Annotated in this window: 29 protein-coding genes; 21 read left to right on the top strand and 8 right to left on the bottom strand. The window is 49.6% G+C overall.

What is annotated here, in order from left to right:
• The first annotated feature begins 82 nt into the window (after positions 1 to 82).
• Genes cyoE through AC506A_RS11940 form a run of 3 tightly spaced genes read left to right on the top strand, consistent with a single transcriptional unit; the run spans position 83 to position 2502 of the window.
• The gene (gene cyoE / locus AC506A_RS11950; RefSeq protein WP_495461224.1) at positions 83 to 943 is read left to right on the top strand and encodes a heme o synthase; all 861 of its coding nucleotides are present in this window, start codon (positions 83 to 85) and stop codon (positions 941 to 943) included.
• Positions 944 to 953: 10 nt separating this feature from the next.
• Positions 954 to 1574: an SCO family protein gene (locus tag AC506A_RS11945; protein WP_495461223.1), complete on the top strand. Its 621-nt coding sequence runs from the start codon at positions 954 to 956 to the stop codon at positions 1572 to 1574.
• 1 nt (position 1575) lies between these two features.
• Positions 1576 to 2502 carry an AEC family transporter gene (locus AC506A_RS11940; protein ID WP_495461222.1) on the top strand — a complete coding sequence of 309 codons (927 nt, stop codon included), beginning with the start codon at positions 1576 to 1578 and terminating at the stop codon, positions 2500 to 2502.
• 22 nt (positions 2503 to 2524) lie between these two features.
• Here the strand turns inward: AC506A_RS11940 and AC506A_RS11935 are convergent, their stop codons facing one another.
• The 3 genes from AC506A_RS11935 to AC506A_RS11925 form a co-directional block, all read right to left on the bottom strand.
• Positions 2525 to 2899, bottom strand: a complete 375-nt coding sequence (locus AC506A_RS11935) for a DNA primase (RefSeq protein WP_495461221.1) — start codon at positions 2897 to 2899, stop codon at positions 2525 to 2527.
• A 108-nt stretch (positions 2900 to 3007) separates the two neighbouring features.
• Positions 3008 to 3136 (bottom strand): hypothetical protein, encoded by a 129-nt coding sequence (locus AC506A_RS11930; protein WP_494818377.1) that lies wholly within the window; start codon positions 3134 to 3136, stop codon positions 3008 to 3010.
• Positions 3137 to 3262: 126 nt separating this feature from the next.
• Positions 3263 to 4468, bottom strand: coding sequence for an MFS transporter (locus tag AC506A_RS11925; RefSeq protein ID WP_495461220.1), 1206 nt, complete (start codon positions 4466 to 4468; stop codon positions 3263 to 3265).
• 185 nt (positions 4469 to 4653) lie between these two features.
• Between AC506A_RS11925 and AC506A_RS11920 the strand changes: the two genes are divergently transcribed.
• The 12 genes from AC506A_RS11920 to AC506A_RS11865 all read left to right on the top strand — a co-directional run bounded on the left by AC506A_RS11920 (position 4654) and on the right by AC506A_RS11865 (position 17275).
• The gene (locus AC506A_RS11920) at positions 4654 to 5109 is read left to right on the top strand and encodes a hypothetical protein (RefSeq protein ID WP_495461219.1); all 456 of its coding nucleotides are present in this window, start codon (positions 4654 to 4656) and stop codon (positions 5107 to 5109) included.
• 64 nt (positions 5110 to 5173) lie between these two features.
• Positions 5174 to 6352: a transglutaminase domain-containing protein gene (locus AC506A_RS11915; protein ID WP_495461218.1), complete on the top strand. Its 1179-nt coding sequence runs from the start codon at positions 5174 to 5176 to the stop codon at positions 6350 to 6352.
• A gap of 25 nt (positions 6353 to 6377) precedes the next feature.
• Entirely contained in the window at positions 6378 to 8462 is a 2085-nt protein-coding gene (locus AC506A_RS11910) for a peptidoglycan D,D-transpeptidase FtsI family protein (protein ID WP_495461217.1), read from the top strand.
• A 343-nt stretch (positions 8463 to 8805) separates the two neighbouring features.
• Positions 8806 to 9558, top strand: coding sequence for a Cof-type HAD-IIB family hydrolase (locus AC506A_RS11905; RefSeq protein WP_495461216.1), 753 nt, complete (start codon positions 8806 to 8808; stop codon positions 9556 to 9558).
• Positions 9559 to 9565: 7 nt separating this feature from the next.
• Positions 9566 to 10042 carry a DUF456 domain-containing protein gene (locus AC506A_RS11900; RefSeq protein WP_495461215.1) on the top strand — a complete coding sequence of 159 codons (477 nt, stop codon included), beginning with the start codon at positions 9566 to 9568 and terminating at the stop codon, positions 10040 to 10042.
• A gap of 19 nt (positions 10043 to 10061) precedes the next feature.
• Positions 10062 to 10784, top strand: a complete 723-nt coding sequence (locus AC506A_RS11895) for a ThuA domain-containing protein (RefSeq protein ID WP_495461214.1) — start codon at positions 10062 to 10064, stop codon at positions 10782 to 10784.
• A gap of 21 nt (positions 10785 to 10805) precedes the next feature.
• Positions 10806 to 12449, top strand: coding sequence for a putative polysaccharide biosynthesis protein (locus tag AC506A_RS11890; RefSeq protein ID WP_495461213.1), 1644 nt, complete (start codon positions 10806 to 10808; stop codon positions 12447 to 12449).
• A gap of 100 nt (positions 12450 to 12549) precedes the next feature.
• Entirely contained in the window at positions 12550 to 14211 is a 1662-nt protein-coding gene (locus AC506A_RS11885) for a copper amine oxidase N-terminal domain-containing protein (RefSeq protein ID WP_495461212.1), read from the top strand.
• A gap of 60 nt (positions 14212 to 14271) precedes the next feature.
• Complete coding sequence (locus AC506A_RS11880; RefSeq protein ID WP_495461211.1) at positions 14272 to 14622, top strand: thioredoxin family protein; 351 nt, start codon at positions 14272 to 14274, stop codon at positions 14620 to 14622.
• Positions 14623 to 14783: 161 nt separating this feature from the next.
• The gene (locus tag AC506A_RS11875; protein ID WP_495461210.1) at positions 14784 to 15710 is read left to right on the top strand and encodes a COX15/CtaA family protein; all 927 of its coding nucleotides are present in this window, start codon (positions 14784 to 14786) and stop codon (positions 15708 to 15710) included.
• Between the two features lie 44 nt (positions 15711 to 15754).
• On the top strand, positions 15755 to 16459 hold the full coding sequence (locus AC506A_RS11870) for a Cthe_2314 family HEPN domain-containing protein (protein ID WP_495461209.1): 705 nt from the start codon (positions 15755 to 15757) through the stop codon (positions 16457 to 16459).
• A gap of 27 nt (positions 16460 to 16486) precedes the next feature.
• Positions 16487 to 17275: an SDR family oxidoreductase gene (locus AC506A_RS11865; protein WP_495461887.1), complete on the top strand. Its 789-nt coding sequence runs from the start codon at positions 16487 to 16489 to the stop codon at positions 17273 to 17275.
• Between the two features lie 86 nt (positions 17276 to 17361).
• Here AC506A_RS11865 and AC506A_RS11860 read toward each other — a convergent pair whose 3' ends face one another.
• Positions 17362 to 17607, bottom strand: a complete 246-nt coding sequence (locus AC506A_RS11860; RefSeq protein ID WP_090578360.1) for a NifU family protein — start codon at positions 17605 to 17607, stop codon at positions 17362 to 17364.
• Between the two features lie 90 nt (positions 17608 to 17697).
• On the opposite strand from AC506A_RS11860, the gene AC506A_RS11855 reads away from it, so the two are divergent.
• Positions 17698 to 17970, top strand: coding sequence for a YuzB family protein (locus AC506A_RS11855; RefSeq protein WP_090984765.1), 273 nt, complete (start codon positions 17698 to 17700; stop codon positions 17968 to 17970).
• 35 nt (positions 17971 to 18005) lie between these two features.
• Here the strand turns inward: AC506A_RS11855 and AC506A_RS11850 are convergent, their stop codons facing one another.
• Together AC506A_RS11850 and mqnE are read right to left on the bottom strand one after the other, a co-directional pair.
• Positions 18006 to 19073: an NAD(P)/FAD-dependent oxidoreductase gene (locus AC506A_RS11850; protein WP_495461886.1), complete on the bottom strand. Its 1068-nt coding sequence runs from the start codon at positions 19071 to 19073 to the stop codon at positions 18006 to 18008.
• 159 nt (positions 19074 to 19232) lie between these two features.
• The gene (gene mqnE, locus AC506A_RS11845; RefSeq protein WP_495461208.1) at positions 19233 to 20336 is read right to left on the bottom strand and encodes an aminofutalosine synthase MqnE; all 1104 of its coding nucleotides are present in this window, start codon (positions 20334 to 20336) and stop codon (positions 19233 to 19235) included.
• Positions 20337 to 20622: 286 nt separating this feature from the next.
• On the opposite strand from mqnE, the gene trhA reads away from it, so the two are divergent.
• The gene (gene trhA / locus AC506A_RS11840; RefSeq protein WP_495461207.1) at positions 20623 to 21267 is read left to right on the top strand and encodes a PAQR family membrane homeostasis protein TrhA; all 645 of its coding nucleotides are present in this window, start codon (positions 20623 to 20625) and stop codon (positions 21265 to 21267) included.
• 99 nt (positions 21268 to 21366) lie between these two features.
• Entirely contained in the window at positions 21367 to 21729 is a 363-nt protein-coding gene (erpA, locus tag AC506A_RS11835) for an iron-sulfur cluster insertion protein ErpA (protein WP_495461206.1), read from the top strand.
• A 96-nt stretch (positions 21730 to 21825) separates the two neighbouring features.
• Here the strand turns inward: erpA and AC506A_RS11830 are convergent, their stop codons facing one another.
• Positions 21826 to 22770, bottom strand: coding sequence for an aldo/keto reductase (locus AC506A_RS11830; protein WP_495461205.1), 945 nt, complete (start codon positions 22768 to 22770; stop codon positions 21826 to 21828).
• A 200-nt stretch (positions 22771 to 22970) separates the two neighbouring features.
• Here AC506A_RS11830 and AC506A_RS11825 point away from each other — a divergent pair, with 200 nt between their 5' ends.
• The 3 genes from AC506A_RS11825 (at position 22971) to sda (ending at position 24818) form a co-directional block, all read left to right on the top strand.
• Positions 22971 to 23501, top strand: a complete 531-nt coding sequence (locus tag AC506A_RS11825) for an accessory gene regulator B family protein (protein ID WP_495461204.1) — start codon at positions 22971 to 22973, stop codon at positions 23499 to 23501.
• Positions 23502 to 23744: 243 nt separating this feature from the next.
• On the top strand, positions 23745 to 24419 hold the full coding sequence (locus AC506A_RS11820) for a YheC/YheD family protein (RefSeq protein ID WP_495461203.1): 675 nt from the start codon (positions 23745 to 23747) through the stop codon (positions 24417 to 24419).
• Positions 24420 to 24674: 255 nt separating this feature from the next.
• On the top strand, positions 24675 to 24818 hold the full coding sequence (gene sda / locus AC506A_RS11815; protein ID WP_495461202.1) for a sporulation histidine kinase inhibitor Sda: 144 nt from the start codon (positions 24675 to 24677) through the stop codon (positions 24816 to 24818).
• A gap of 362 nt (positions 24819 to 25180) precedes the next feature.
• Here sda and AC506A_RS11810 read toward each other — a convergent pair whose 3' ends face one another.
• Positions 25181 to 26182: an NAD(P)/FAD-dependent oxidoreductase gene (locus AC506A_RS11810; RefSeq protein ID WP_495461201.1), complete on the bottom strand. Its 1002-nt coding sequence runs from the start codon at positions 26180 to 26182 to the stop codon at positions 25181 to 25183.
• Positions 26183 to 26488: the final 306 nt, after the last annotated feature.

Below are 26488 nucleotides of genomic sequence, written 5' to 3'. Positions count from 1 at the left end.
CGGTATGATAAAGAACGATTTTAAAACAAAAAAGATGGGTTAATTTTGTTGCTCATAGGCATTGGAAGCGGGGAGACTGGCTGTGTTTAAAGAATATGTGGCCCTGACAAAACCGAACCTGGTACGATTAAATGCTTTCGCGGGGTTTGGCGGTTTTTGGGTCGCTTCCAAATGGGATATTGATTGGTTGCTGCTGCTCTACATGCTGATTGGATCGGTACTCACGATGGCATCGGCATGTGTCATTAATAATTACTGGGACCGAGAGCTGGATAAGAAGATGGAACGCACGAAGAATCGCGCGCTTCCGACAAATCGACTGAGTCCAACCAACGTACTGGTGTATGGCATCGTACTTGGAGTTGCAGGCGTTACAGTGCTGTTTACCTTGGTGAATGCGCTGAGCGGCTGGCTTGGATTGCTTGGGTTTTTCGTGTACGTAGTCATTTACACCATGTGGCTGAAGCGCACTTCTACCTGGAGCACGTCCATTGGCGGCGTGTCAGGTGCAATGCCTCCGGTCATCGGATACTGCGCTGTAACCGGTGAGGTTGATGCAGGTGCATGGCTGTTGTTCGCACTGCTGTTTCTGTGGCAGCCTGCTCATTTCTGGTCGCTTGCGATTAGACGGGTGGAAGAATATCGTGCGGCAGGGTTTCCTTTACTGCCGGTCGTCAAAGGCGTTCAGCGCACGAAGCTGCAAATGAACCCGTACATTCTGCTGTTGATTCCAACCGGAATTTTGTTCTTCACTTATGGCTATGTTGGTTACGCGTTTCTCATTATATCGCTTGTCGGCGGCGTGTTTTGGCTGATTCATACCTTGATCGGACTAAAGGCGCAGGATGACAACAAGTGGGCTAAAATGAATTTCATTATTTCCATTAACTATTTGATGATCGTATTTCTAGTCATGATCGTCGATACGAACGGCATTGGTTAGGAGGGCGTTCATGCCTATTTTACGCAAATACGGATTTACGATAGCTGTACTGGCGCTATGTTTGGTCATGGGGATTTACTTATACCTCTCGTCAACGAAGGAAGCGAAACCGAATTTGGATCAGAATTTGAAGGCGCCAAACTTTCAACTGACGGATTTGGACGGGAAGCAAGTAACGCTTGACGATTCAGATGGTAAAGTGCGTGTCATTTATTTCTTCTATGCCAATTGTCCGGACATCTGCCCGCCAACGACTTATCTGATGACACAGGTGCAGGACAAGCTGAAGGAGAGCGGAACCTTCGGCAAAGACGTGGAATTCATGTCGATCACCTTCGATCCGAAACGAGATACGGCAGAAGCGATGCGGAAATTCGCAGGGAAGTTTGACATCGATATGAGCGGTTGGAAGTTCCTCCGTGAAGACAATGAGGAACAGACGAAGCAGCTGATGAAGGACTTTGGACTTGGACTTCTCAAAGATGAGGCAACAAACCTATTTACGCATACGGACACGATCACGTTCGTTGACCGGAAAGGCGTCGTTCGCAAATATTTAACAGGCTCGATTGACGAGACGCAAAGTCCGGAGAAGATTGTTAACGTCATAGATGCATTGGTTGAAGAGTAGCATGGTTATATTCTTATCGATATTATGGAACAACATCATCCCGTTGTCAGTCATGATTGCTATAGGCATCACGCTGCATCGGGTTTTTTCTTTGGACATCAAAACATTATCCAAGCTGAACTTTTACTTATTTTCACCGGCTATTATTTTTAAATTATTGTATACGACGGAAGTGACGTTGAAATCGGCGATGACGGTTCTGCTGTTCTTCGTTGTGTTTATGGGGCTTATGTATGGCTGTGTGGAAGCGGTCATTCGGCTGCGGGGAATTGCAGGGGGAAGGCGCGGGGCGATGCGTAACAGCGTGCTGTTCTATAACAGTGCCAACTACGGCATCCCGCTCAATGAGCTTGTATTCGCCTCGAATCCGTTCACGTTATCGATTCAAGTGCTGATCATGATGCTGCAGGCGCTCCTGCCGAACACCTACGGTATCTACAGCGTCAATGCGCATCGAATCAGCGGCAGGGAGATTGTGCGGACGATCCTCAAACAACCGGTTATCTATGCGATCCCGCTCGGGTTTCTGATGAGAGGTTTCCATGTGCCTATCCCACATGCTTTAGCCGTACCGCTTGACTATTCGGCTAACGCATTTATCGGTACGGCGCTTGTTACGCTTGGCGTACAACTGGGGAGCATGAAGTTTTCCATTCACAGCTTTATGGTGAAGGAAGTACTCATTTCCTGCAGCATGCGCCTTTTGCTGGGGCCGGTGCTGGCGTTTGTTGTTGTATGGATGCTTGGACTTGAGGGGCTGATGGCAAAGGCGCTCATCGTCTCCTCAAGTGTTCCGACATCGCTCTCAAGCGTTCTGCTCGCAGTGGAGTTCGACAACGAGCAGGAATTTGCTTCACAGGCTGTTCTGGCTTCAACCGTCCTTAGTATCGTAACCGTAACGCTAGTGATCTTCGTACTGAACGTTTAGCTTCTCGCTATGATTTGATTCATTAGAACCCATCTTCTTTACTCCAAATGGCGGTGCCTTGAGCAGGATACACGATGTATTCCTGGAGGCCCGCTTTTTCTAATTGCTCAATTAAGTATTCCTCCGGTGTTTTCTCCACGCCGGGAAACCCGCGCCGGGTATGGATATGGTCGGCATTTGGGAACGCATCCCGCAGCATGCCTCTGATTCGTCTGCCGGAGGCATCATTATCGGTGAAAATGTACGCATGACGGTCGCCGACCTGTCTGCGAAGCTTCTCGATTTGATTGACACCCGGCGTGCCCATCGTGCAGAAAATCGGCGTCTCTTCCGCAAGCACCCGGCGCAGCCGGCTTCTGTCGTTCTTGCCCTCTACAATGATGGCGATATCATCCATCGCAGTCCTCACCTCTTCCGCCATTTTATTATATTCTACGCAAAGATGAAAAACGAAAAACGGCTTGCCGCTAGGCAAGCCGTTATGTCCGTGATCTGGGGGTGTGGATTAGTACCAGCCGCCACAGCCGCAAATTACAATGACGAGCAGGATGAAAAGCACCAGGATGGAACCAGCCGAGGTAAATGCGCCATGATGGCCATGTCCTCCGCGTTCAGCATCTACGAATTGAGACATTGTGAATGTCACCCCTCTTTCGCATGATGTCTATCAGGGCGTTTGGGGCTCTGCTTCACTGAGTAAGCATTCTAGCCTCTTGCCACACTGTAATGTATGCCCCTGAGTGATAACAGCCCTGTGCAATTACCCAGTTCCTGAAAAATGGGCGCTGGAGCTTGATCCACCCGCTTTTGTAGGTGATGCATAGAAGGGGAGCACGCAAACGGCGATCATGAGGCTCAGGAAAGCAATATAGTAAGGCGAGATAAACTCGCGCAACTGCCCGGCAAGCATCGGGCCCATGAATGCTCCAATGGAGAAGGCGATAGATAAGATCGAGAACATGCGGCCATACCTCGTACCGCCGCTTCGTTCGATGAGGAGCGAGGAGAGGGCCGGGAAGATTACACCTTTGGCCATGCCGACGAATAGCAGCAGGACCATGAACGGGAGCGGGACACCGGCTGCAATAGCGAAATACGTGAGCGCCAGCATGAAGGCTCCCCAGAGCGAGCGGAGAAACGGCGAGAGCTTGTTGAGAAACAACATACTAAGCGTAAACAAAGCACCGAGGCTGACAACGGAGAACAAGAGCCCAGTTGTCATCATCCCTTCCTTTGTGGTCGACATGAGCGGCAGTTCGAAGGAAAGGATGCCTTGAGCGCAGCTCATCGCAATGGGCAGTACGAAGATCAGCCATGGGATCGGTGGCGGCTGCTCATCTGTACCTCCCCGCATGCCAATTGCTTCTGCATTTGCTTGCGCCGCCAGCGCGTTGGACTCCGGCGCAGTGGCCTTCAGAGGCGCTAATTCGCGGATAAAGAACATCGCACAAGCTGCCGTTCCGATAAGAATCCAGCCGAGTACGGTGAAAGCAGTCGTGAAGCCAATCTGCGCAACGAGATAAGCGCCGACCGCAGGTGAGATAACGGAGGCGATGGTGTGAACGAGGCCATTGCCGGCCATAAGCTTTCGCTGCCGAATTTGGCTTGTAGCAATGCGCGCGAGCAGCGCCATACAGGCCGGGGACAGAAAGGCAAGTACGAAACCGCTTATCGAACGGAGCACAAGCAGCTGCCAAGGGTTCGTTACCAATGCTTGCAGAAGCAGGATGCCGCCGGCCGCAGCAAGGCTGAAGACGATGAATAATCGGCTGCCGAAACGGTCGACCCCGTAGCCGGCAATGAGATTGCCCGGCAGATGGGTGATGGAGTAGAGTCCCATCATGAGTCCGATAAAAGACGGCGCAGCGCCGATCGACACGGCAAATGGAGTCAGAATGGGATACTGGGCATGTAAATCAAAGAATGCCACAAACAGAAACAAATACAGCCAAATCGCAGTTTTCACGGGAATCCCCCTTCGGTTATACATAAGCGCGAATCGATATCGCAGTGGACAGTATGTTACTACTTGTACGCTTGGCCGGGCTGTGATATGTCTCGTGATGCCTGCTTGGTTTACGCTCGTAGGGTCATGGGTTATAATGTTTTGTATGTAGACTTTTTGGCGGGTATAATGGAGGAGACCAATCGATGGGCGTGGATTTTAACTATGATTTGGACACGTATGTACAATTCTTCAAGGACAAATGGCTGTTTCTGGTTATAGCGCTGGTTGTGCTGTTCATCGTCGTTCGTATTGTAAAGACGGTCGTGAAATGGCTTATCGTCGTGGCTATTCTTGCCGGCGTCGTATTTTATAGCGGACATTCGCTTGAAGAATTGAAGAATCTCGGATCCGAGCTGGGTACGAAGGTAGCGGACAGCGTGAAGCAAGAGGCGATTTCAGCGATGGCCGGCGAAGCGCAGGATGCTACATTTACAACGAACAGCGACGGCACGTTTACAGTGAAGACGAAGAACTTAGAGCTGGACGGCACACCGGGCGAGAAAGAAGTGAAAGTGACCTTCCGCGGTACGCCGCTCGGCACTTGGAAGATTGATGCGACAATTCAATCCTTAATTGATCAAGCAAAGAAGAACGTCTAGTCTGGTCGAAGGCAACTTTAAGGACAAGCCTGATTACGTTTAGGCGATGGAAGGAGGCTTCATCATGAATGCTTGGGTTGCTCCCTTATTGAAACCGGAACCGGTTGCGCTCATGGTGCTGATTATCCTGCTTGGCTCATTCATTCAAGGCATGAGAAGAGGTGCGTCGGGATCCGCGAAGCACCTTTTCTTTTTTATTTGGCAGGCAGTTTCGGTCGTGATTGCACTTGTGCTGGCCGGAAGAGGCGCTTCGCGGCTATCGCCGGTAATCCGCGATTGGCTGGAAGCCAGGCACATCATCGTGCCGCAGGAAGAGCTCAGTGCGGTGAAAGAGTTATGGTACACGGTTGTGACCAGCCTGCGCGACTTTGAGCTGCTTCGGTTCGGGGTGTTGTTTCTGGTGCTTTATTCGCTTGTTCGATACTTGCTTCGACTGCTAGAGCCGCTGTGCTACATGCTCTATGATGCATGGATGCAGCCATCGAATCCTGCGGATCGTATGCCGCGGAATCGGCCTTCCGCTTACGGCAAGCTCTCTGGAACAGCGAGCAGGACTACCGGGGCATTGATCGGCGCGCTGCTTGGCGGCGGACGAGCCTTTCTTGTCATTGCCGTTTTGTTTGTGTATGTCACGCTTGCTCCGCATGCGCTTGGAGCAGACGCCATACGGGCATCTGCGATTTACGCCAAGACGGCCGCGGAGCTGCTGGACCCGGTTGCCGGTGACGTATTGAAGCGTGGTCCGGTTATTACCGATGCCGTTCAGGCGGAGTTTCGACGTGTGCTTCAGCGCAAATATGAGGTTATTGATGCAGCGGTACCAGCCAACATTGAGGCTGCGGCGGCAGAAGTGACGAAACACTCGGATGATGACGAGGCGAAGGCGCGGGCTCTCTATGATTGGATCGGCTCGCGTATTGCATATGACTGGGATAAAGCTAATAATTATGTAGAGCGCGGTGTTTGGAAAGAACAAACGCCAACTGAAACTTTTGATACCCGAAAAGGCGTCTGTATAGATGTGGCTAGATTATATGCAGTGATGGCGCGTTCAGTCGGGCTTGATGTGCGGGTTGTTACAGGACTCGGCGCAACAGGCAACGGCAGTTATGGACCGCATGCTTGGAATGAGGTACGTCTGGCAAACAGCGGTGCTTGGATTCCGCTTGACGCAACATGGGCCTCCTCAGGCGATTGGTTTAACCCGGCTGGGTTCTCAAGCACGCATATAAGGGAAACTTGACCGTGTAGAAAGGAGATTTAAAGTGGTGCAGGATGATCCGCAGAAGCGGGAGATTGTAAACCGGCGAAATTTTTCGTTCCGGTTGAACTTATTCTTTTTTGCTACGTTTTTTGTGTTCAGTGTTCTTATTGTCCGGTTAGCTATTTTGCAGTTTGTTGAAGGGCCGTCTCTGCGTGAGGAAGAAGAGAAGAGGGGCTCGAAGGATGTGCTTATCCCGCCGATTCGCGGCAATATTTATGACTCAGGCGGTGCGCCGATTGCTTATTCGACTTCAACGCAATCGCTCCATTACAGCATTGAGCCAGGAACGAAAAAGGCCGATTCCCTCGCAATGGCCCAAAAGTTGTTTGAAGTGTTTCAAAAATACGGGAATCCCAAGACCCAGGTGACGCTTGAACAAATTATTAAAAACATGGATCTTGATTATAGGAAGAACACGGTAACCGTTCCAAGGCGCATAAAGAGCGGACTGACTCCTCAGGAAATCGCCTTCTTCATGGAAAACCGCGATCTGTACAAGGGAATCGATATCGTTGAGGAAAGTATTCGCCACTACGATACGAGCAAATTTGCCGTCCAACTGGTCGGCTACTTGAAGAAATTCGGCGGCGGCGCAGAAAACAATCTATACAAGGACCGCGCCAAAACCGATGATCCGCGGCTGAAATATTTGCAGCAAGAGGATGTCGGCTACGACGGATTGGAGTATATGTTCCAAGATGTGCTGCGGGGCAAGAACGGATTGAAGACATATCCGGTAAACGCTGCAAGCCGAGTTATTGGTCCGCCGGTCATTACGAAGCCGGAGAAAGGCGACAACGTCTATCTGACGATAAATCGCCATGTTCAGGAAGTAACGGAGCAAGCGATCATGGATCAGCTGCATTTTCTGCAGACGACTTCAGATCCGGATCGCTATGAGAAAAATGCAAAGACCGGTTACGCGGTAGCCATGGAAGTCAAAACCGGTAAAATCATTGCGATGGCGAGTATGCCGGACTACGACCCGAACATCTGGGAAGGCGGCACCATCAGCAAGGATGATTATAATACCATCCAGTACGTGCTGCAGAACGGTACGATCAGTTCGGTAATCGGTCCTTATAGTGATCCGAAGGAGCAGCGCAAGCATCCGTCTTCCGTTGTTTTCCTTGGATCAACGCAGAAGCCGTTGTCTATCCTGATTGGGCTGAACGAGAAGCTGTTTACGACGACTCAAACCTATACGGATACCGGTTCGTTCTATTACGGTCGGGAAGGTTCTACCCGCCGCAGAATCGGGAATGCCAAAGGGCATGTGTACGGTGTGCTGGATCCGGCGAGAGCCATTGCGAAATCCTCCAACCCCTTCATGGCCAAAATGGTCGGAGATGCGCTTTACAGAAAAGACTCGAAGAACGGCGTAGAAATCTGGGATTCCTACGTCAAACAATTTGGCCTTGGCGTGGATACCGAAAGCGGGCTCCATAACGAGAGCAGAGGCGTTATCGGATACTTCCATGAGAAAGAAGCTGCCAGTGTGCAGTCCGCGCTTATTCTGGCTTCTTTCGGTCAGATGGGACGTTATACGACGCTGCAGCTTGCGCAATATGCAGCAACGCTTGCCAGCCACGGCAAACGGATGAAGCCGCAGTTCGTGAAGGAAATCCGCGATGCGGACGGCAAGGTTGTGCAGAACTTCCAGCCTGAAGTGCTCAATACTGTTAATTTCCCAGAAAAATATTGGGATGAGATCGAGGATGGCATGTTGAATGTTAGCGTAACGGAATTCAACAACGCACCCTACAAGGTACTTCGGAAAACAGGAACTTCACAGCAGCAAGTAAGCGGAGCAACCGTTGAGAACTCCGTATTTATCGCATCTGCACCGGCGGAAGACCCTGTTATTGCAGTAGCCGTTGTTATCCCGGAAGGGGGCTTTGGCTCCTATGGGGCCGCGCCTGTCGCGCGTAAGATTCTCGACGCGTACGACGATGCGATCGGCTTGAACGGCGTGCCGAAGAAGCCAAAGGTGCCGGCGAAGGCACCGACGACGGGTACTACGGGCACTCCGGCAGGTACGACTACCGGCGGTACGACGGGAACCGGTAATGCTGCCACGACGCAATAGTGTTGAAAGTTCTCTTAGAAGAAATGAGGTTGTCCCGAAGTCAAATTGGCTTCTGGGGCAACCTTTTTATGTGGGCTGTAAGGGCTGAAAGTTGCACCAGAGAAACAGTTTTGCATAAGATAAAATAGGAAAGGATGCCATCCAATACCGTAAGGGGGGATCCATATGCGCCGTTCCAAGAAGCACGCCGCCATTCGCCGCCTGCTGTATGCTATTTTATTTCTAACCGGTACACTTCTAGGGGTATAACAGCAAGATGAGGTTTGGATTCTGTTCAGAATGTGCTAATATTGGTACATTGATCGCTTGCAGCAGCTGCAGTTTGCTTTATTAGGAGGGCTTCATGGGAACAATCAAGCTAGTCGCACTCGATATGGATGGAACACTGCTCAATGACCGACAAGAGATTAGCAGTGAGAATGCGAAGTGGATTCACAAAGCGCTGGATGCCGGCGTGACCGTTTGTTTTGCAACCGGACGAGGTTTTCCGAGCGCATTGCCTTATGCAGAGCAGTTGAAGCTGGATACACCGATGATTACGGTAAACGGTGGAGAAATTTGGAAGCGTCCGCATGTGCTTCATAAGCGTACGCTGATGTCGGCATCCACCTTGAAGCGGCTTCACCAGGTGGCACTGGCGTATCCGGAATGCTGGTATTGGGCCTATTCCACGATGGGCATCTACAACAAGGAACAATGGATCGAGCCTGCTGACGATTACGAGAATCATCACTGGCTGAAGTTCGGTTATCACACCGAGGACTTGGCAACGCGTGAAGCTATTCTGAGAGAAACCTCAAGCTGGGGCGGGCTCGAGATTACGAACTCCTCGCCGTGGAATCTGGAGATGAATCCCGAAGGTGTTTCGAAGGCTTCTGCCATTCGTGAACTGTGTACCTTGCTTGGCATTGACATGTCGCAAGTCGCCGCAATGGGCGACAGCTTAAACGACATCGCGATGATTCGCGAGGTTGGTTTAGGCGTTGCGATGGGCAATGCGCAGGATGAAGTGAAGGCCGCGGCGGATGTCGTAACGGTGCATCATAATGAGGATGCGGTTGCGCAAGTGATTCGGGATTATGTGCTGAGAGGATGAGTACAGCATGGAGATAGCCGGTTGGATCTTAGTCATCATCTTGTTTGTGATTGGTATGGCTGGAGCCATTTATCCGATTCTGCCGGGTGCGCTTGCGATCTACGCGGCATTCTTCGTTTATGGCTTCTTTATCTCGTTCTCTCCGTTTGGTTTCTGGTTCTGGACGATCCAGTCCCTCATTGTCATTGCACTGTTCATCGCGGATTATGCCGTCAGTGCGTGGGGCGTCAAGAAGTATGGAGGCTCTAGAGCCTCGGTTATCGGCAGTACGATCGGACTGATTGTCGGTCCATTCGTGATCCCTGCCTTCGGGATAATTCTTGGACCGCTGCTTGGAGCAGTGATAGGCGAGCTGTTTACCGGCGCGAAAGTGGACAAGGCCCTCAAAGCCGGACTCGGTGCGGTAGTTGGATTGTTTTCCAGTATGGTCGCCAAATTCATCATGCAAGCGGCTATGATTATTATTTTTATTCTATGGATCTAATTTGAGGAGGCAGACGAAGTTGATTAAAGTTACAGTATGGAACGAGTTTATGCATGAGAAATCCAATGAGGCCGTTATTAAGGTTTATCCGGATGGCATTCATACCGCCATTAAAGCAGGTATCGGTACGGACGGCTTTGAAGTGGCAACAGCTACTTTGGAACAGCCTGAACACGGATTGACTGAAGACGTGCTTGCGAATACGGACGTTCTAATCTGGTGGGGCCATATGGCTCACGATAAAGTGGAAGACGAGATCGTTGAGCGTGTACATAAACGCGTAATGAACGGCATGGGTCTGATCGTGCTTCACTCCGGTCACTTCTCCAAAATCTTCAAGAAACTCATGGGCACAGGCTGCGACCTGAAATGGCGCGAAGCTGATGAGAAAGAGCGGATCTGGACAGTTAATCCGGCTCATCCGATCGCTGCAGGCATTCCGGAGCATTTCGAAATGGAACGTGAAGAAATGTACGGCGAGCACTTCGACATTCCGCAGCCGGATGATCTGGTATTCGTCAGCTGGTTCGAAGGCGGCGAAGTCTTCCGCAGCGGTTGCACTTGGCACCGCGGTCAAGGTAAAGTGTTCTACTTCCGTCCGGGTCACGAAACTTACCCAACTTACTACAACGAAACGATCCTTCAAGTCATTAAGAACGGTATCCGCTGGGCAGCTCCATCGAATGCGGCAGTGCCGGTTCGCGGTCACCATCAACCGCTTGAAGTAATCAAAGCGAAATAATGTTTGTGGTCAGGAGATCCAATGGTTAAAAAAGATTCTTTAATTAAAGGGACTATCATACTCGCAGCGGCAGCGCTGGTCGCCCGGTTTCTCGGGATCTTCCAGCGCATCCCGCTGGATTATATGACAGACAGTCACGGCGGCGGTTACTTTACCGTCGCTAATAATATTTATTTGATGCTTCTTATTGTAGCGACCGGAGGCATCCCAAGCGCAATCAGCAAAATGGTCTCTGAGCGTTACGCGCAGGGCCGTCCTGATGAGGCGAAGCGAATTTACAAGGCGGCGCTCTTATTCGGTTCGATCACCGGCGTATTGATCACGGTGCTGCTGCTCGTATTTGCTCCGTTCTATGCGACGCATATCGCCGAGAACCCTGGTGCAGATTTGGCTGTTCGAGCCATTGCGCCTGCGCTTCTGTTCTTCCCGATCATTGCGATGATGAGAGGTTACTTCCAAGGTCGTCAGCTTATGGCAGCTGGAGGCATCTCTCAAATCATTGAGCAAATCCTCCGTGTTATTACCGCTGTAGGACTTGCCTATATCGTACTGGCTTGGGGCTGGGGACAGAGCTGGATTGCGGCTGCAGCAACATTCGGCAGTGTGTTTGGCAGTCTGGGTGCTTTCTGCGTTATGTTGTATTACGCGAGGAAACTGCGGAGACACGATGCGCTTGAGAAAGCAAAAACTCCTGTGGTGGAGACGAAATCGACTGCTCAGTCGGGACGTGCACCGCTTTCATTTAAGACGATTTATAAAGAAATGTTTAGAATATCAGTGCCGATCGTCATTACATCGATGACCGTGCAATTCATTTATTTCTTTGACACTTCGTTGTTCATGAAGCTGACGCACGGATATTACAATGTCGCTGATGCACGTCAAACGCTGGACTGGCTTGGGTTAAAGGCGCAGGCGCTGGCAGGCATTCCGCCGATTCTGGCGATTGCGCTCAGTCAATCCATGATTCCGGTTATATCCGCCGCTTATTCAGTGCGTAATATGCCAGAGGTGGAGCGTCAAGCATCGCTCGTGATGCGCATAGTTGTCTTTACTGGCGTACCGGTTGCGCTCATTATGACAATTGCTGCTACGTCGATAAACGGCTTGCTCTTCGCTAATACAGGCGGTAGTTTGGCTGTTGCTGCATTGACGGCCGGAACGATTTTCCAAATTACAATGATGACGAGCAATACCGTACTGACGAGCATGAACAAGCCGCACATACCGATGCGTCATGCCTTGATCGGTATCGTCGTGAAGGTAGTGACGAGCCTGGCTCTAGCGCCATTCATGGGCGTTTACGGTTTAATTCTGTCATCCACGATTTGCTTTATGACGATCGCATCGCTTAATTTCCGCGCGATCCGCAAGGAAATTACGCTCTCTATCCTCGGGCGGCGCTGGGCCGGCTACGCGGTTACGATCTTAGTGGCGTCAGGAGCAGGCTGGCTCGTCGATTATGTGTGCAGACACTATATCGAGGGCATCCCGGCTAAAGTGACCTTCGCGATATCCTGTATCGCTGCAGGAGGCATTTCGTTCGGACTTTATATTGCGCTGCTAGTGCTGCTTCGTGTCGTGAAGTCCGAAGATGTCCGCCAGTTCCCAGGTCCGCTGCGCAAGCTGCTAAACCCGCTGATGCGAGTTGCGTCTCGCTCGTAGATAATGGATTGTTATTCCCACAACTTCCTCTTCATGGTAAAATTGACTTTAGTCTTTTTTACCGTGGAGAGGAGTTTTTTTGTTGAAAAAGGGGTCTAGGTTGTGGAGAAATTCAGGCTTACTGCTATTATCGCTTCTAGTATTAATTATGGCCGGATGTCAGGCGCTCGGCGGCGTGGATTTCAATGCCATGCTGAAACAGTCGCTAAAGGTTACCTCCTATGAAGGCAGTCAGACGGTGGAATTCAAGCTGCTGTTGAAGGAAAACGCATTGGAGGATGCTGCCGACGAGGAGAAGGCATTGCTCGATTTGATTTCTTCGGTCAAGCTGCAGATTGATCATGTGAAGCTCGCGCAGGCTGGCGCCATGTCCGTTACAGGAAAGCTGTCGCTTGGCGAGAAATCCATTGCGTTTAACGCTCAAATGGATGACAAGCTCACAGTCATTGATCTTGACGGGGCGAAACATCCGATCGTGTTACATATGGCTAGTCTGGCTGGTTCGGAGGAAGAAGGCGACCTCGGGCTGAACGATGCGACAGAAGCTAAGTTGACGGAGACCGTCAAACAGATGATGGATGTCGCAGGCGACTACGCGATTCATAATTTGCCGAATCCGAAGCATTTGTCAGTGAACGTTGGACAAGAGCAAATAGCTGGCGAGAGCGTGAATGGCATGAAGATTCATGCGGAGCTGGCAGGCAGAGAGCTATGGGATTGGGCGAAATCGTATGTGGATGCGCTCCTTAGCGATAAGGAAGGGCTGAAAGCGATGCTAACCGAATTGCTGGAGCTGGTTCAAACGCAAAGCGATGCACTGCAATCGACCGGGGCCGAGAGTATTTTCGGATCGCTGCCTGAAGAAGAGGTCGAGGGGCAAAGCGTGGAGGAAGCGATTGACGAAGTGGTGGAAATGCTCACCGAGCTGAAGGATGAAATCGCTCAGACCGAGCTGAAAGAGCAAGAGCAGCTCGATTCTATATTTACCAAAGACACGTATGTGAAAGGCGATCTGTTTATTGACAGTAAGCTCGATATACGCAAGTCGGTGATCGAGGCATCCATTAAACCGAATCTTGAAGCATTAGCGTCAGCAGCAGCTGATAAGGCAGATCAGGCAGATCAGGCAGCCGGAGCTGTCGAGGAAGAAGTTGATGGTGAAGAAATGCTTTCTGCGGGTAATATAGAGGAGTTGGAAGATTCCGCGCCATTTGAAGGTATATGGCTTAAAGTGACGTCAGACCGCTGGAATGTGAACGGCAGCGTTACGCCGGATAAGCCTGTAGCCCCTCGACTTTCGATTGATGGTGAGCAGTTGATGGAGATGGAAGGATACGAAGTGCTGCGCACGCTCGAGCCGGATTCCGTCCTATACGGCCTGCTGCGGGAGCAAGGGCACATTAGCAAACAAGAGATCACGATGTATGCGACGTACAGTGCAAATCCGCCGATTATTACGCCTGCCGGCATAACGCTGATTCCACTTCGCCGAACCGTTGATGGATTCCATGCAAGTATTCGGAAGGAAGCAGGCACACTAGTCGTATACGATGATGCGACTGGCACGACTGTCGGGATGAGAACGGGCAGCAGCAGTGCTGTAATAAACGGAAAGAACGTGACGTGGAGCTTCCCGCCAACGGTCATTAATGGTGTCACTTATGTACCGGCACGGGATTTCGTGAAGGCGCTCGGCGGGACGCTGCAATGGCATACAGACGATTATGACGATGACTATCTGGTCATTTCACGCGAGCCTTGACGGTTGTTTGTAAGAAGTCGATGAACAAGGCTTGCACATTGAAAGGAGCACGAAACTACGATGCAGATGATTACAACTGAACAAGCATTCCGAGATGCCGTTAACCGCGATGACCTCGTAACGGTAGCAGTATTCAAGACTACTTGGTGCAAGGACTGCCATTATATTGAGCCATTTATGCCTGATATTGAAAGCAGTTATGGGGATCGCATTCAGTTTCTGCAAATTGACCGCGACGATTTGCCGGATCTTTGCAGCGAACTGAACATTCTTGGCATTCCAAGCTTTATCGCCTTCAAGAAAGGGCAGGAACTGGTTCGTTTCGTCAGCAAGCTGCGCAAGTCCCGAGAGGAAATTGAGCAGTTTCTGGACCGTGCCGTACAAGTGGCGGAAGTACTTCCGTCTTCATAACGAAAACCCGGGTAAGGGAAGCCCGCTATGTGTCCGAAATCGGCACAGAGCGGGCTTTTCTATCAAGAGGTAAGGGCTGTCTGTGTTCACAGTTTGAACATGGTATTTGCCATCGTAGTTCGTTATAATTGGAGGTGATTCTTTCCGGAAGTTAGGTGGATATGTTGAATTCTAATCGATATCGTGCGCTTGCTATTGTAACGTGCATAGGGATGTTTTTGGTGTTGATTGCCGGCGCGCTTGTGACGAATACGGACTCCGGCCGCGGCTGTGGAACGGATTGGCCGCTTTGTAACGGCAAATTTATACCGGCTTACACGCTGGAATCGTTAATCGAATATTCGCATCGATTGATTAGCGGCGGTATTGGCTTGCTTGTGCTTGCGACTTTTATTGCAACACTGAAGTGGTACCGTGATTACAAAGAACCGATTATTTACGCATCAGGCTCAGGATTTTTCACTCTCTTGCAGGCTTTGCTCGGCGCTGCCGCGGTCGTATGGCCAACGACACCTGCCGTACTGGCTCTTCACTTTGGCTTCTCCATTATGGCTTTCATGTTTACGCTGCTGCTCCTCTTATGGACAGGGAGGATGAAGAGAGGGGAACTAACGGACAAGCCTGCTGCTCGCGTACCTCAATCCGTGTTCTACTTATCGCTGGCTATTCTTATTTACAGCTATTTCGTCATTTACTTAGGTGCCTTTATCAGGCATACAGATTCATCCGGCGGATGTATAGGCTGGCCGCTCTGTAACGGCGACCTCATACCCGATATGGAGGGTGCCACTCGTTACGTCTTTATCCACCGCGTTGCGGCCGCAGTTCTGTTTATTTTGATTACCTGGTTAATGGTTCATGTGAAGCGGGTCGCAAGCAGTAACACAGCGCTGCGCAGCACGGCACTGCTCGTTTTCATACTCGTTATCAGCCAAGTGCTGAGCGGCTGGCTGCTCACGAAGACGATCGGTAATGAAGATTGGTTTGTTTTCACCAGTATATTGCACAATATCATCATATCGATCCTGTTCGGGATACTGTGCGACTTTATGATTCGAGCATGGAAGTGGCGTGAAGGTCGGGGTTAATGCATTTCTAAGAAGACTAGATATAACTTCGGGAGGACTGCCTAATGCTTAGAATGCTGTTTGGTGAACCACCGCGTGTCTCGGATGGCAAGCTGCTTGAAACGATGCAGGCGATGGAGCAGTATGCTGCAAAGCTGAATAAGGTAATCGAGCAGAGTCACGATGAGAATCACAAGCTCCGTAAATACGAAATTTACACGCTTGGCCTTATATCTTCACTGGATGAGCTCGAGCAAAGTCAATATGCAGCCCGCAAGTTCAGCGCTATGATTAGTTCCGCTTCTTATTCAGCGATGTCGGCTGAAGAGCAGATGAACTATCACCGCTATGTGTACTTTGATAAAAATGCCTTTATCCGGCTGTTCTCGCTGCTTGATAAGCTGGGGACGCTGATGAACGATTATCTTGGATTGCAAACCGAGCGGGTAAAGCCGCATTTCTCGTATTTTACCGTTCTGCGTACGATGGTGCAGCGGAAGGCATATTCAGAGCTGGCGCTGCCTCTATACGAGCTCAAGGAGCTTATCAAGCCGACGATGAACCGAATCCGCAAACGGCGGAATACGGAGATCCACTTCATGAATTCGGAAATGCAGGATGATCTCAGACAAAGCCATGAATCATATTCAGAGCAGCACCAATTGGAGAATATTACTCAGCAGATGAGCGATCTGGATGAAATGATGGATATGGTGCTGGATACACTTAAGCTGACCTTTCACCATGCTTATCGCCAGATGAGAAAATGATCTGAACTTGGGAGGGTGCCCATGGAGCTGAAAGGACGAACGGCTTTAATTACAGGCAGTGCGAAGGGTTTAGGCAAAATGACAGCAATGTCGCTGGCTCAGATGGGCTGCGACATCGTGCTGAACTATAAATCAAGCGAGCAAGAGGCACAATTGCTTGCGGGGGAAATTACGCAGCAATTCGGCGTTCGCGCAACAGCAATCGGTGCTGACATCGCTATTCAAGGTGACGTAGCCCGTCTGGCGGCTGAGGCGCAGGCTTGGTCGCAAACAGGCAGTATTGATATTCTGATCAATAACGCAGGCCCATTCATTCGCGAGCGACGGTTATTCGCGGACTATACGGCTGAAGAAATAATCGGCTTAGTCAACGGTAATTTGCTTGGCGTGATGCTGCTCGATCACCACTTGCTTGCAGGGATGCGTAAGCGGCAGTGGGGACGTATCATTCACTTTGGCTTCGGTCATGCCGGAGAAGGGCGCGCATGGCCTCATAGGGCCGTTTACGCGTCGGCTAAGACGGGTCTGGTGTCTTTCACGAAGACGCTGGCAGTCGAAGAGGCTGGCAATGGCATTACGGTTCACATGGTCTGCCCGGGCGATATTCGCGGCGTGAACAAGGAGCGGACGATCGCAGAGGTCTCCGGTGAACTAGATGACGAGTCTCCAAGAGGCCGTCCCGGAAGCGGAGAGGATGTAGCCCGGGTCATTACGTTCTTATGCTTACCACAATCGGATTATTTGACAGGGAATATCGTGGACGTAACCGGAGGTTTCGATCCGATCAAGACATCCATTAAAACTTCATCGAGCTAAACAAAAGAGTCTTGCCGTACCCCGCCTAATAAGCTGGGTAATGGCAAGACTCTTTATTGTAAATAATGGGTGAAGAGGTTAAGAGATTAGAATACTTGCATAACCTCTTGTACGCCTTCGACTTCTTCTAGCAGAGCGCGTTCAATCCCTGCTTTAAGTGTAATTGTCGAGCTTGGGCAGCTGCCGCAAGCACCCACCAAACGAAGTTTCACGATGCCGTCCTCTACGTCGACGAGTTCAACGTCGCCGCCGTCGCGCTGCAAGAACGGGCGCAGCTTGTCAAGAACATCCAAAACCTCATCGTACATTGTGCTTTGTGCATTTTCACTCATTGCAATCCACTCCTTTCTCCCCTATTATAGTACAAAGCAGAGCAATTGAAAATGGATATCAACCACTCAAGGCTAGGTGAACAAATAAAAATGTTAAAAACTATGATTGAATTTTGTGCTAGCAATATGCACCATGGCACCGACCGTCTCATGAAGAAGCTAGAGGAAAATCCGGATTATGATGTGATCGAATACGGCTGCCTGGGCAATTGCGGTGAATGCTATTTGGCTCCATTTGGTCTCGTGAATGGCGAGATTATCGCCGGTGAAACCATTGAAGAGCTGGAAGAACTCATGATGAAGGCCATTGTGAAGCAACAAGCTGACCGTGAAGCATTAGATCGACTTATCGATGATATGTAACCAATACTACCAGTTAGGTTCCATATCTTACTAGTTTAGCCGAAATGATGCTTCGACATCCATAAGACACCGCTTTTGAGAACACGCGGTACGCGGCCCATAAGCGGGGTGCGACCCATAAGTCCGAAGCCGGCTTTTTTGCCAAGCGAGCCCAGAACGCCTTTAAGCTTAATTTTGCCAAGTTTGGGTGTCTTGCCGCTCCATATTGCCTGCATGACTTCTGCAACTTGCTTGCCTTGTCCTTCCGCAGCCTGTGCGCTTGGCGAGAACGGCAGGGAGGCGCAGTCACCGACGATGAACACATCGTTGTAATCCGGCAGCTGGTGATTCTCATTAATGATAAGACGACCTTGGTTGTCCTTCGGCAAGTTCATGCGTTGTACCAGCGCAACCGGCTGTATGCCCGCTGTCCATACCGTTACGTCAGACAGAATGGGGCTTGGATTGTTCAGATCGTACAGGCAGCCTTCTTCAAGCTTATGCAGCGAAACATGTCCCCGCATCTCCACTTCATGCTCGATAAACCACGAAGAAACATATTCCTGCAGCTTACCCGGGAATGCAGATAGAATGCTCGGCCCGCGATCGATTATCCGGATATTGAGGTCAGGACGACCTTCGCGCAGCTCAGATGCCACTTCTACGCCGCTCAAACCACCGCCGACAATTGTGATTTGTCCGTACGGCTTCACATCGTTCAGTGCCAAATACGTTTTACGCGACCCGGAGAACGTCTGAATGCTGTTGGAGTGCAGTTCCGCACCATCAATGCCATGATATTTGTCCGTACAGCCAAGTGCAACTACGAGCCACTCGTATTCAAGCGGATCTTGACCGGCCAGTTGGATATGCTTCGCGTCCAGATCGATATCGGTTACTTCGCCGTAGGTTACAATTAGACGAGGATCCGAAGGGAAGGCAACACGCAGATCGATATCTGCAGCTGTTCCCGCCACTAAAGAATAATACTCCGTTTTTAACCCTTGAAAAGGCATACGGTCAATTAGAACGACAATCGTGTCGTCAGGAAGTTCACCCTCCAGCAATGAATGGGCGACTGTAAGACCTCCATAACCGCCGCCAAGAATGACAAAACGCTTCATCAAAATCCCAACCTTCTCTGTGTGCAATAAAATCTTCTGCATTTCATTCGTTAAGCGGCGCCGGAGGCCGGCGTCCGCTGTTTGCTCTTACCCGTAGTATATGCCTCCGCGACCTTAGCCATCAGTGCTTGTCCTAATCAAAGCCATGGCAATACCTGTTTATTCGAAAACCTTCACTTCGTTGTAGAACGTATCGCGTTCAACCGGAATACGACCGGCACCTTTAATGAGCCAGATCAGATCTTCGCGTGTTATGCCTTCAGGCGTAAGTGCACCCGCTGCATGGCTAATCCGTTCTTTCACCATCGTACCGTGTACGTCGGAAGCGCCCATTGTAAGCGCAACTTGCGTAAGCTGTGTACCGATGTTGATGAAATACGCTTTAATATGCTGGAAATTATCAAGCAGCAAGCGGCTGATCGCAATAGCCTTCAAATCGTCAAAGGCGGAGTTGCGGCGGCGGATGCTCGCTTTCGGGCTGATTGGCTGCATGGAAAGCGGGATGAACACTTGGAAACCGTTCGTTTCATCTTGAAGATCACGAATTTGAAGCATATGGTTGACGCGGTCTTCGGTTTTCTCGACAGATCCGTAGAGCATCGTTGTGTGTGTTTTAAGACCAAGATTATGTGCCGTGCGATGTACTTCCAGGTACTGGGAAACATCGGCTTTGTCTACACGCATCTTCTTGCGGTATTCATCAGACAGAATCTCAGCGCCGCCGCCGGTTAAGCTTTGCAGGCCGGCCTTCATAAGTTCTTGAATAACTTCCTTGTAGCTCAGGCCGCTAATTCGTGAGAAAAAGTCGATTTCAGCAGCTGTATACGCTTTGAGCGCCACATTAGGGAAACGATCATGCAACGCTTGCAGCGAATCAACGTAGTATTGGAAAGGTACATGCGGATTATGGCCGCCGACGATATGGAATTCGCGTACATCGGGATGAATATGCTTCTCCACATATTCGATCATTTGTGCGCCGGTAAGAGTATAAGCACCTTCTTGGCCTTCATCTTTGCGGAAGTTGCAGAACGCACAATGAGCTTCACAAACATTTGTGAAGTATAAGCTCATATTCTCGATAAAATATACTTTCCGTCCGTTCTTCCTCAAGTTGACTTCGTTCGCCATTTGGCCGATGGTGAGCAAATCGTCGGAACGATACAGAAATTCTCCATCTTCCCGATTGAGTCGTTCGCCAGCATGAACTTTCTCGACTATGGCTTGCATGCGTGTAGCATCTGTAGGTATTACGACATTCATAAGAGCATCCTCCCAGTTCGCCGGGCACTCATTTACAGGTCCGGTGTATAATGTATAAATTGAAAAAAAACAACATTGTGAAAAAAATTACTTACCCTAACTCCAAAAACCCCACACAAATAACTTCCCTTATTATAAACCTCATCATGAACAGCGGCAACTATTAAGTCATGCCAGAGGACCTAATGGCTGGAAGAAAGAGGAGGCTGCTTCCTTTTGATGCCGTGCAATTTAGGTTACAATAGGGAGCAGAGCGAAACAGTTCAATAAAAATGAGGTGAACTTCATGGCGAATACATATACGTATTCTCGCAGGGAAGAAGTAGCTAACGCGATCACGCATGGCTTAGGTGCTGTATTAAGTGTTGCTGCACTGGTGCTGCTAATCGTATTTGCTGCAATTAAAGGAAATGCATCACATGTAGTCAGTTTTACTATTTATGGTTCCATGATGCTGCTGCTGTATATTTCGTCTACACTCGTACACAGCTTTCCGGAAGGGAAAGCGAAGAACGTTTTTGAAATAATGGATCATTCCTGCATTTATTTGTTCATAGCCGGAACGTATACCCCGATCGTGCTTCATATTGTGCAAGGGGCAGCGGGCTGGACATTGTTTGGTATTGTATGGGGACTTGCATTATGCGGGGTCGTGTTTAAAGCATTCTACGCCTCTAAGTTTCTCTTCACGTCTACGCTGCTCTATATCGGAATGGGATGGATCATCGTTTTTGCATGGGGGCCGCTTAAAGCACATCTGGCGCAGGGTGGTTTGCAGCTACTTATTATCGGCGGCGTACTGTATACGGTTGGAACCTTGTTCTACGTTTGGCGGAGTTTTAAGTATCATCATGCCGTTTGGCATCTGTTTGTACTGGGCGGCTCGGTGCTGCATTTCTTCGCGATTCTGCTGTATGTGCTGCCTGCGTAACCGCCACAATAGGGTTGTACGTGTATTGAGTCCTTCCGCGAAGTGGAGTATACTATAAAATATATAGTGAGTTTATTGCAATATTACAGGAGGGATACCATGATTAATATAAGCGAGACAGCGAATGAGAAAATCAAGGAAATGCTGGAGGCTGAAGAGTCACCTGAGTTGTTCCTGCGCATTGGCGTGAAGGAAGGCGGCTGCAGCGGATTCTCTTACGGCATGGGCTTTGATGATGAGCTTAAAGATACGGACAAAACAATGGAGTTCAGCGGATTGAAGGTTGTCGTGGACAATGACAGCTTGAGATACCTGAACGGCCTCGAAATTGACTATAAAGAATCCGCTATGGGCGGCGGCTTCACCATCAACAACCCGAATGCATCTGCAACATGCGGATGTGGCTCGTCGTTCCGTACAGCAACAGATGCAGGTAAACCGGCTGAAGCCGGCGAATGCTAAGGTTTTAAGAATGAGAAAACCTCCTGGAGCTTTGCTCCAGGAGGTTTTTTGTTTTTGGCAACAAGAGAGCAGCTATACCGCTCTCAATTCACATCATTACCCAACTGCGATAGCGCGGATCTCCGTCATAACTGCTTCATCGAGTACCACATCAATGGCCGGAAGGACACTGAGAATATGGCTTGGCTTGCGCACGCCGACGAGAGCGCTTGTGAGCGCAGGGTGCGCGAGATCATAAGCGACAGCCAGCTGCGGCAGTGTGATATCGTAGCGCGCCGCGATCACTTTGAGCTTCTCGGCTCTGTCCACATTGCTGCGGAGGCCTTCGCCTGTATGTGCTTTATTGCGTGAACGCCAATCATCTTCGCCGAATTTGGTGTCATACGTATAATTGCCCGACAGCAAACCGGAAGTCAGCGGGCTGTATGCGACTACGCCGATGCCGTTAGCCAAGCAGAATGGGAGCAGCTCTTGCTCGGCTGCCGGCCGCAAGATCGAATAGGGAGGCTGCAGAGAGTCAACATGTCTAACCGTGAGCGAATGTTCCAATTGCTCGATATTGTAGTTGCTGACGCCAACGTATCGGACTTTGCCGTCCTGTACAAGCTTGTCCATCGCGCGCATTGTTTCTTCGGCAGATACTTCGCTATCCGGCCAATGCATCTGATAAAGATCAATATAATCTGTACCGAGCCGCTTCAGTGAGGCTTCCGCTTCCCGGATGACGGAATCGTAAGCGCCGCTCTTCGTAATCGTCCCAGCCTCATCCCAAACCAAGCCGCATTTGGTCGCGATAACGACTTTATCACGATCGCCCCGCAGCGCTTCTCCTAGTACGACCTCGGAATGTCCAAGCCCATAAACGGCTGCTGTATCATAGAAATTAATACCTGCATCAAGTGCTGCGCGGATGCTGTCCACGGATTGAGCATCATCTTGATTGCCCCAAGCGCTCGCCCAGCCGGCGCCTCCGATTGCCCATGAGCCAAAGCCGATCACGGAGATCTCAGGACCATTCTTGCCTAACTTACGATACTTCATCGTGGATTCACTCCTTCATTTGGGTTACATTCCCATTATAATGAACCGGTGAGCAAGAAGAAAGAACGTCAGGCTGCTTGATATTTAGATCGGATTGTGATTTTGCGGTAGAAGCATCTCTGCTATACTAGTAACCATTAGAATGAAATGGCTAACCAGACCTCCATCACATGTAACCCCTGCCCGAGAGGAACGTGAAGATGCTTCAGAAAACAGCCGCGTCACTGCACGCCAAAATGACCGAGAGCGGGGCGATAGCGCCATCAGTCCCTGTTATCGTCTATTTTCTTGAAATCATGTTGAACACGGTCTCGATCGCGACGTTTGTGCTCCTCATTGGACTTGTGAGCGGGGAGCCACTCAAGACAGGCGGGCTGCTGGTCGTCTTTGCAGTGATCCGGTTTATATCCGGCGGCTACCATCTGCCTACGAATGTCAGCTGCATTGCGGCTTCCACGATTGTATTATCAGTTCTCCCGCACATCGCGATTCCGGAGATAGGGATGTACGCTCTTACTGCCGCCTCGCTCATAATGATGGCTGTTTTTGCTCCAGCAAACTACGACAAATATGCGACAATTTCGCCCAACTATTATCCGCTCATGAAGGTAATCGCTTGTCTGATTGTGGCATCGAATTTCTGGTTCGGCTCAGAGATGCTGGCTCTCGCATTTGCCGTTCAATCCTGTTTCCTGCCTTTTAAGAGTAAGCAGCTAGAAGGAGAGTCCTGATCGCTATAACGATTCCATCCAGTCAAACACCCGGTAAGACGTGCTTCCAGCGTCCATACCGGGTGTTTTTCATGCGGCAAATGTCTCCACAATCATTGCCCGGGTAATACCGGGCACGATTTCTGCTCTATCAGCCTATTAAATAAGGCGAGTTGACCCTAACAATCATCCAAGAGATAGATGTCTGCGAGGCATATGCTGTGAACTATAGGACAGTAGAAAAGGAAAGGATGGGATTACTGAATGAGTACGGAACAAGGCAGGCAGTTGGCGAGTAAATGGGCGAAAACGGAGGCTTTGTTATCGCATAGTCGCATTGCTCCGCACATACCTCCAACACGAATGTTTTCCAAAGTGAATTTGAACAGCATGCTGCAGTCACATGGGATGGTTGTCATCAAGCCGGTTTGCGGAGCGGGCGGCAACGGCGTCATTAAAGTGTCCAGAGAAGCAGGTACTTACAAGTATACCTACTATTCCAAAACAAGCCGTTTCAGTACGTTTGACGGGATGTATCAGTCATTGCTGTCGAAGAAGAGTTCCCGTCGTTATTTGATTCAGAAAGGGATCAGTCTGGCTACAATCAGCGGCAGACCAATCGATTACCGCGTGAAGTACGTGAAACAGGCAACCGGGCAATGGGCGATTACGGCGATCGTTGGGCGCTTAGCTAAACCTGGCTTATTCGTCACGAATATTTGCCGAGGCGGAACACTGCTCAGCGGTTCTGAGGGAATTAGAAGATCGTTCTCCAGTCGTGCAGTTGGCTCCAAGAAGCGTGAAATGCGGCTGCTGACTCAACTTTCCACAGAGGTGCTCGAAGGACGGTTTCCGGGGATTGGGCAATTAGGCTTCGATTATGGTATTGATAGAAACGGGAAAATCTGGATTTTTGAAGTGAATACGAGGCCACAATAGTAATTAACCTGATGTAATATAATAGATTAATAGGTTGATAGAGTGCCATTAAAGTTTTTTATCAAAAATGCATTTTGTCGGGCTGTGTATAACCGTATCCACAATATCCTCATCCGTATTTCCTCATTATTCGACGATTACCCACATCTTACCAACATGCTGTCCACATGTGATTGTGGATAATCGGAACGCTTGTTCCTTCCTATTTGGACATGCTAAGATGAATTTGGAATAAAGAGGGAAGGAGTGGAGAATATGGATCAGCTGTCAGACGACCTTTTGCTCGATGCTTTCGACGCTGCACACAAGTTCGAATTAGATCCGGAATTTATTCTATTGCTGAGCGCGGAGCTGAAACGCAGACAACTCAATCCGGATAAATACCGCATAACTGCCTAGAACACGTCCCCCGTTTCAGTGCCACTTAGAAACAATTACTTCAAATGTCTTCACACAGTTTGAGCAATATACGATATGTCCGCAGCTTTGTTCCAATTGTGACAATGAAGGAATCGTCTCGTTATTTGTATACGTGTCAGGCTGATAAGGCGCATAGGGACCGGCAAAGTCTTCGAGCCGTCCGTAATCATCAGTTTGTAGGGAGCAAACCGGACAGATAGCCGTAAGCTGCTCCAAGCCATTGCAGATGGGACATAACATAGATAAGGGTACCCTCCTTTGCCATTGCGATGTAAATCAGCATGTCAGGCTAAAGACTAGGATACCCTTTTTTGATTTGTAATACGTGCTGAATTTCGAAGCTAAAGCTTCATATTGCTGCTGTGTCCGGGTGAGAGTTTAGCGGAAGGATCTACATAAACCTTGGCATTGTTAATGGCTGTCGGCGCTTCGCCGAATCCAACTGCAATAAGCTTCAGCTTGCCGGGATACGTAGTGACATCGCCTGCGGCGAATATTCCGGGAATACTCGTTTCCATTCGTGAGTCTACAACGATGGAACCATTATCGATCTCGAGTCCCCATTCGGCAATCGGACCAAGGGAAGAGACGAAGCCGTAATTCACGATGAGGGCATCCACGACTGCAAGTTCAGTGAAAGCGGATGTTTTGACATGCTGCAGTGTAAGGCGTTCAATGCGGTTTGTACCGTGCAAGGAGGTAATTTCATATGGTGTAAGTATACGGACAGTGGAGTTTAATAAATTTTCAACGCTGTGCTCATGAGCTCTGAATTTATCTCTGCGGTGCACAAGCGTAACGCTTGCGGCAATTGGCTCGAGCATAAGTGACCAATCAACGGCCGAGTCGCCGCCGCCTGTGACCACCACATGCTTGCCTTGAAATTGATTCAAATCGCTAATGAAATAATGCAGGTTTTTCTTCTCGTACTGGGCTGCTTGCTCTAGATCCAACCGACGCGGCTCGAAAGCCCCGACTCCGGCTGTAATAATAACGGCTTTGGCAAAATGCGAAGTTTTGTCCGTCACAATCTCGAAAGAGCGTTCATCGTGCTTAATAACATTGACGACTTTCTCTTCCAGGTGAATGTCCGGTTTGAACAATTCCATTTGCTTCTTCAATTGCTCGACAAGCTCGCCTGCGGTTACTTTCGGAAATCCAGCCACATCATATATATACTTCTCCGGGTATAGAGCGGCTAGTTGGCCTCCCAATTGAGGCATACTTTCAATGATCTTGACTGATGCCTGGCGCATACCGCCATAGAATGAAGCAAACATACCGGCAGGGCCGCCGCCGATAATCGCAATATCGACATGCTGGGGATTAGCTAAGTGGGACATCGTTGACACCTCCAAAAAAGGTAACAAAATGAACGAGCACATGCTGCCTTACACATGGATGAATCTTCTTGTACATTATATCTGTTCGACAAGCTAAGAGGAAATAAGAAAATTGGATGTTATTCTAAATATTTTCGTATAAATTACCCTTGAACTTTAGTTGAAAAGTTTGTAATATGTGAGGTATTAGTAATCGATTTGTCGAAAATAGACACGGACTATTCATAAAAGTAGGCTAGGGGTCACACACTAACATTATTCATTGTCTGTGTTTGTGTAATTTTTCACAAAGTCTGTAAAGAAAAA

The organism is Paenibacillus sp. N22P23 (assembly GCF_059383735.1).
Note: the sequence above shows the minus strand (reverse complement) of the source record. Positions and strands in the feature narration are given on the sequence as shown.

Excerpts from the sequence above, each read along its gene's own strand:
- AC506A_RS11940 (WP_495461222.1), top strand. The coding sequence starts at position 1,576 with ATGGTTATATTCTTATCGATATTATGGAACAACATCATCCCGTTGTCA.
- AC506A_RS11935 (WP_495461221.1), bottom strand. The coding sequence starts at position 2,899 with ATGGATGATATCGCCATCATTGTAGAGGGCAAGAACGACAGAAGCCGG.
- mqnE (WP_495461208.1), bottom strand. The coding sequence starts at position 20,336 with ATGAATGTCGTAATACCTACAGATGCTACACGCATGCAAGCCATAGTC.
- AC506A_RS11825 (WP_495461204.1), top strand. The coding sequence starts at position 22,971 with ATGCTTCAGAAAACAGCCGCGTCACTGCACGCCAAAATGACCGAGAGC.
- AC506A_RS11875 (WP_495461210.1), top strand. The coding sequence starts at position 14,784 with ATGTTGAATTCTAATCGATATCGTGCGCTTGCTATTGTAACGTGCATA.
- AC506A_RS11900 (WP_495461215.1), top strand. The coding sequence starts at position 9,566 with ATGGAGATAGCCGGTTGGATCTTAGTCATCATCTTGTTTGTGATTGGT.
- AC506A_RS11915 (WP_495461218.1), top strand. The coding sequence starts at position 5,174 with ATGAATGCTTGGGTTGCTCCCTTATTGAAACCGGAACCGGTTGCGCTC.
- AC506A_RS11830 (WP_495461205.1), bottom strand. The coding sequence starts at position 22,770 with ATGAAGTATCGTAAGTTAGGCAAGAATGGTCCTGAGATCTCCGTGATC.
- AC506A_RS11905 (WP_495461216.1), top strand. The coding sequence starts at position 8,806 with ATGGGAACAATCAAGCTAGTCGCACTCGATATGGATGGAACACTGCTC.
- AC506A_RS11810 (WP_495461201.1), bottom strand. The coding sequence starts at position 26,182 with ATGTCCCACTTAGCTAATCCCCAGCATGTCGATATTGCGATTATCGGC.
- AC506A_RS11945 (WP_495461223.1), top strand. The coding sequence starts at position 954 with ATGCCTATTTTACGCAAATACGGATTTACGATAGCTGTACTGGCGCTA.
- AC506A_RS11930 (WP_494818377.1), bottom strand. The coding sequence starts at position 3,136 with ATGTCTCAATTCGTAGATGCTGAACGCGGAGGACATGGCCATCATGGC.
- AC506A_RS11820 (WP_495461203.1), top strand. The coding sequence starts at position 23,745 with ATGAGTACGGAACAAGGCAGGCAGTTGGCGAGTAAATGGGCGAAAACG.
- sda (WP_495461202.1), top strand. The coding sequence starts at position 24,675 with ATGGATCAGCTGTCAGACGACCTTTTGCTCGATGCTTTCGACGCTGCA.
- AC506A_RS11860 (WP_090578360.1), bottom strand. The coding sequence starts at position 17,607 with ATGAGTGAAAATGCACAAAGCACAATGTACGATGAGGTTTTGGATGTT.
- AC506A_RS11855 (WP_090984765.1), top strand. The coding sequence starts at position 17,698 with ATGTTAAAAACTATGATTGAATTTTGTGCTAGCAATATGCACCATGGC.
- AC506A_RS11920 (WP_495461219.1), top strand. The coding sequence starts at position 4,654 with ATGGGCGTGGATTTTAACTATGATTTGGACACGTATGTACAATTCTTC.
- erpA (WP_495461206.1), top strand. The coding sequence starts at position 21,367 with ATGATTAATATAAGCGAGACAGCGAATGAGAAAATCAAGGAAATGCTG.
- AC506A_RS11850 (WP_495461886.1), bottom strand. The coding sequence starts at position 19,073 with ATGAAGCGTTTTGTCATTCTTGGCGGCGGTTATGGAGGTCTTACAGTC.
- AC506A_RS11890 (WP_495461213.1), top strand. The coding sequence starts at position 10,806 with ATGGTTAAAAAAGATTCTTTAATTAAAGGGACTATCATACTCGCAGCG.
- AC506A_RS11870 (WP_495461209.1), top strand. The coding sequence starts at position 15,755 with ATGCTTAGAATGCTGTTTGGTGAACCACCGCGTGTCTCGGATGGCAAG.
- AC506A_RS11880 (WP_495461211.1), top strand. The coding sequence starts at position 14,272 with ATGCAGATGATTACAACTGAACAAGCATTCCGAGATGCCGTTAACCGC.
- trhA (WP_495461207.1), top strand. The coding sequence starts at position 20,623 with ATGGCGAATACATATACGTATTCTCGCAGGGAAGAAGTAGCTAACGCG.